4 protein-coding genes are annotated in these 3852 nt (G+C 69.2%); 2 read left to right on the plus strand and 2 right to left on the minus strand.

Going from position 1 to position 3852, the window contains the following annotated elements:
• The first annotated feature begins 1067 nt into the window (after positions 1 to 1067).
• Positions 1068 to 1619 (plus strand): AMIN-like domain-containing (lipo)protein, encoded by a 552-nt coding sequence (locus BBK14_RS09045; protein WP_071060970.1) that lies wholly within the window; start codon positions 1068 to 1070, stop codon positions 1617 to 1619.
• A 188-nt stretch (positions 1620 to 1807) separates the two neighbouring features.
• On the opposite strand, the gene BBK14_RS09050 is transcribed toward BBK14_RS09045, so the two are convergent.
• Both BBK14_RS09050 and BBK14_RS09055 read right to left on the minus strand, forming a co-directional pair.
• Positions 1808 to 2602: an alpha/beta fold hydrolase gene (locus BBK14_RS09050; protein WP_071060972.1), complete on the minus strand. Its 795-nt coding sequence runs from the start codon at positions 2600 to 2602 to the stop codon at positions 1808 to 1810.
• A 58-nt stretch (positions 2603 to 2660) separates the two neighbouring features.
• Complete coding sequence (locus tag BBK14_RS09055; protein ID WP_071060974.1) at positions 2661 to 3044, minus strand: VOC family protein; 384 nt, start codon at positions 3042 to 3044, stop codon at positions 2661 to 2663.
• A 56-nt stretch (positions 3045 to 3100) separates the two neighbouring features.
• Here BBK14_RS09055 and BBK14_RS09060 point away from each other — a divergent pair, with 56 nt between their 5' ends.
• A complete protein-coding gene (locus BBK14_RS09060; RefSeq protein ID WP_071060976.1) occupies positions 3101 to 3763 on the plus strand; it encodes a TetR/AcrR family transcriptional regulator in 663 nt (220 codons plus the stop codon).
• Positions 3764 to 3852 lie beyond the last annotated feature (89 nt).

The raw sequence follows: 3852 nt of genomic DNA on the forward strand, positions 1-3852 counted from the left end.
GTACTCAACCTCCTCGGAGTAGACCCGACCAAACCCCCGTGATCACGAAACGGGCAGGTCAAAGCATGAAAACCAAACGTGCGGAGTACAGGGTCGCCCGCCTGCGTCAACCTGGCCGGGCGCGCGTCGAACGCGCTGATTCGCCCGACTACCTGCTTCAGGATGCTCCCGTGTCCGCGAAAAGCTCCAGTTCGGTGCCCGCATGTGAGTGGACGTCAAGTGCTGGGCTACGAATCGTCCGTCAGAAAGCGCCGGAAAATCACCATGGGTCGTCCTGGGTCGTTGTAGTCCGGCGAAGTGGATGTAGGCGACACGTGGCTGGGACGGTGAGGGGAAGGCGACGAGGAAGCCTGCCAGGCCGTGGTCGTCCTCGACGACCCGGCCTGAACCGTGGAAGTGGTCGAGGAAGAGCGGTGGAGCCGGTGACCCGCTGACCAGGACAGATGTACGTGACGATGGAATGGATCTGGGATCAAGGTTCCATCCGAATCAACCTGCCCGGGGGTCGGGAGATGACGGTGGCCGGTTCCTACAACGAGGTGGTAGCGGAGCTCGGCAAACTTGGTGGGCGGCCGACCCTCCTGGAACGCTGCGGTTTCCGGGACCCGGGCGAGGTGCTGCCATACGGGGTTCACGATATCTGGTGCAGAGACAGGTGGGGCAATGGTTCGGGTCCCCCCGGACGTGGACAACGAGTTCGACTGAAGCAGCCGCCGACTGCGTGCACCGACTCCGCGTACGTAAAGCCCCGGTGCGGGTGATCTGGCCGGCGGGAAGCCGGTGGGGTGGCCGCCGAAGGCTGGCAGCGGTGGCGGGCCGCCCGGCGCTCGCGCATGCTTGGCCGACAACGAATGGGGGTGGGCCCATGCCGACATCCATCACCACTCACCATCCATCTGACTTCCGGCCAGCGAGCTGAAACCGACTTCCTCCGATCCGACCGGCCTTGTCCTCAGCGGATTTCTCGCGGCAATCAGGATCAGCCGGACGGCCCGACAACCCGATCAGCCCGTCCGTACGCCGGAGCAGTTTTATCTGCTCCAGGAAAAAGGAATGGGTGGTGCATCATGAGGATGGCGCGCGCGATTTTTGGTGCGACAGTCGCACTGGTCCTGGGTCTGCTGTTCGTGGCGGTTCCGGCGCGGGCCGGAGGGCCAACGGTAACTCCGGCTACACCGGTGTCTCCGGTCGCACCGGTCGCACCGGTCATGCCGGTCCTGACGGGCATCAGCGCGGCACACGCGGCCAGTGCCCACGCGGACCTCATCCGGTTCCACTTCCAGCTGGCCGCCCCCGCCGAGGTCACCGTCCAGTACGTGCCGGCCTCGGAACTGATACAGGACGGTTCCGGCCTTCCCGTCGCCGTGCGGGGCCGGTCCTTCGTCAAGGTGGTCTTCCACAATGCGGCGGCCCATGACGAGGAGGGCAGGGCTACGGCTCCGCGCAACCTGTTCCCGGTCCGCGCGACCACCAATGTTGTCCAGGTGCGGTCGGGTGGTGACTTCGAGGGCGTGGTCACATACTTCATCGGCCTGCGCCAGCCCGCGCCCGGACCGCAGGTACAGCCGACGGCGCAGCACACCGGCACCAGCGTGATCGTGGCGATCCCGACCCGATAACCCGGCCCGGACGTCAACGCCCCCGTTCACCCACAGGCCACGTGGGCGCGGCAGGGGCCGAACCTGCGACCACTCGCTTGTAAGGCATGGATTACGCCAAGTGACACTACTCCCGTCACGGCTCGGTCTGTCCACTGGCGTCCGTAGCCGTCCGCCGATGTCCGTACAGCGCGCAACGGTCGGACTGGTCAGGGGGTGGGGGCCGGGGTGGGGAGGAGGGCGGCGAGGGTGGTGGGGGCGCGGAGGGGGAGCAGGTGGTTCTCGCCGGGGACGACGGTGGTGCGGGTGTCGGGGAGCATCGTGGCGAGGTGGTCGACGAGGCGGTGGGTGAAGGGTGGGCTCGCGCCGCCGGCGACGAGATGGACCGGCTGCTCGATCCGGCGCGCCAGTTCCTCGTCGAAGTGCCACGCGGCGAGCGCGGGTATCTCGCCGGTGAAGCAGTAGCCGCAGTCGCGTTCGGCGCGTTCCAGGCCGGCTCGGCCGAGGGCGGACTCGATCACGGACCGGTACTCCGGTCCGCACACCGCCGCCATGAAGGTGTCGAAGGCGGTGCGCAGGTCGCCCTGGGCGGCGGCGCCCATCGCCGCGCCCAGAGCAGGGCCGATCGCGGCGGCGACCGTCGCCCTGTCCTGCGGCGGCAGGAGCGGGTCGATCAGCGGCGGCTCGACCAGGACGAGTTCGCCGACCAGCTCCGGGTGGTCGAGGGCCAGCTGCAGCGCGACCACGGTGCCGGAGGAGTGCGCGACCACCCGGGCCCGCTCGATCCCGAGACGGCGCAACAGGTCCGCGCACTCGGCGGCGTGGTCGGCGACCGACAGCGGCTCGGCGGGTGCGGGGTCGGAGTACCCGGTGCGGGTGACGCTGATGCGGCGCAGGCCGGCGACGGCCGGCTCGCGCTCGAACGGGACGAACCAGTCGGCGAAGACTGCTGCGTGGATCAGGACGAGCGGCTCGCCGTCGCCGCCGGAGTCGGTGTGTCGCATGGAGATTCTCCCGTTCTGGGTCTGTTGTTCTTGGCCTGTTCTCGGTCTGTGGCTCGGGTCAGTCGGCGTAGAGGCGGATTTCGATGCCGTCGGGGTCGTGGAGGCCGACGAGGACGGTGCCGCCGTGGTGGCCGGTGACGAGGCCGCCGTGCTTCTGGTCGAGGGCGACGAGGTGGTCGGCCCAGGCGTGGATGCCGTCGCGGGTCGGGACGCCGAGCGCGACGAGGTCGAAGCCGGAGAGGGCGGCGGCGCGCTCGGGGTCGTGCCGGAGTGCGATTTGGGTGGTGCCGTCCGGGGTCCCCAGGGCGACGCCACGGAGCTCGCCGTCCTCGGTGAACTCGATCACCACCTCCAGTCCGAGCACGCGCAGGTACCACTCGCTGCTGGCGCGGACGTCGCTGACCGGGATCTTCACGTGGTGGATCGGTGCGAGATCGGGCATGGCCCCTCCTTTGGCTAGAGTTCGCTCTAGCGACTCATTGGAGTAGTCTCTAGCGAGTGAGTGATTCCGTCAAGGACGGGCCGAGTCGGGTCAAGGACAAGCCGAGTCGGGCCGAGAAGACCAGGCTGACCAGGCGGCGGATCGTCGCCGCGGCGGCGGAGCTGTTCCTCGACCAGGGCTACGGCGCGACGACGCTCGACCAGGTCGCGGCGCGCGCGGGCGTCGCCGTGCAGACCGTCTACTTCCACTTCGGGAACAAGGCGACGCTGCTCAAGGAAGCGCTCGACGTGGCCGCGGTCGGCGACGACGAGCCGGTCGCGCTCCTCGACCGGCCGTGGCTCGAGGAGCTGAGCGCCGAGCCCGACCCGGTCCGGGTGATCGAGCTCTGGACGAACGGCGGCCGCGAGATCATGGGGCGGGTGGCGCCGCTGCTCGCCGTCGTCCGCGGCACCGTCGGCACCGATCCCGACCTCGCGGCGCAGTGGGACGTGAACGAGGGCCAACGCCGCGCCGCGTTCCGCGCTCTCGCCGGCCTGCTCGCCGACCGCGCGGCGCTCCGCCCGGGGCTCACCGTCGAGGACGCCGCCGATCTCGCCTTCCTGATCACCAGCGCCGAGAACTACATCGTCGCCACGGGCACCCTCGGCTGGTCGCCGGAACTCTGGCAGAGCACCACGGCCACGCTGCTCGCCCAGGCACTGCTCGGCGCAACGGCCTAGTGTCCCGGTCCGGAGATCTGCGATCTCATGGGACCTGCGGTGTCATGGAGGTATGGCAGGTAAGCCGAGTCTGCCGCTCGTGCTCACCG

The organism is Parafrankia soli, from assembly GCF_001854695.1.
GTDB classification, from domain to species: Bacteria; Actinomycetota; Actinomycetes; order Frankiales; family Frankiaceae; genus Parafrankia; species Parafrankia soli.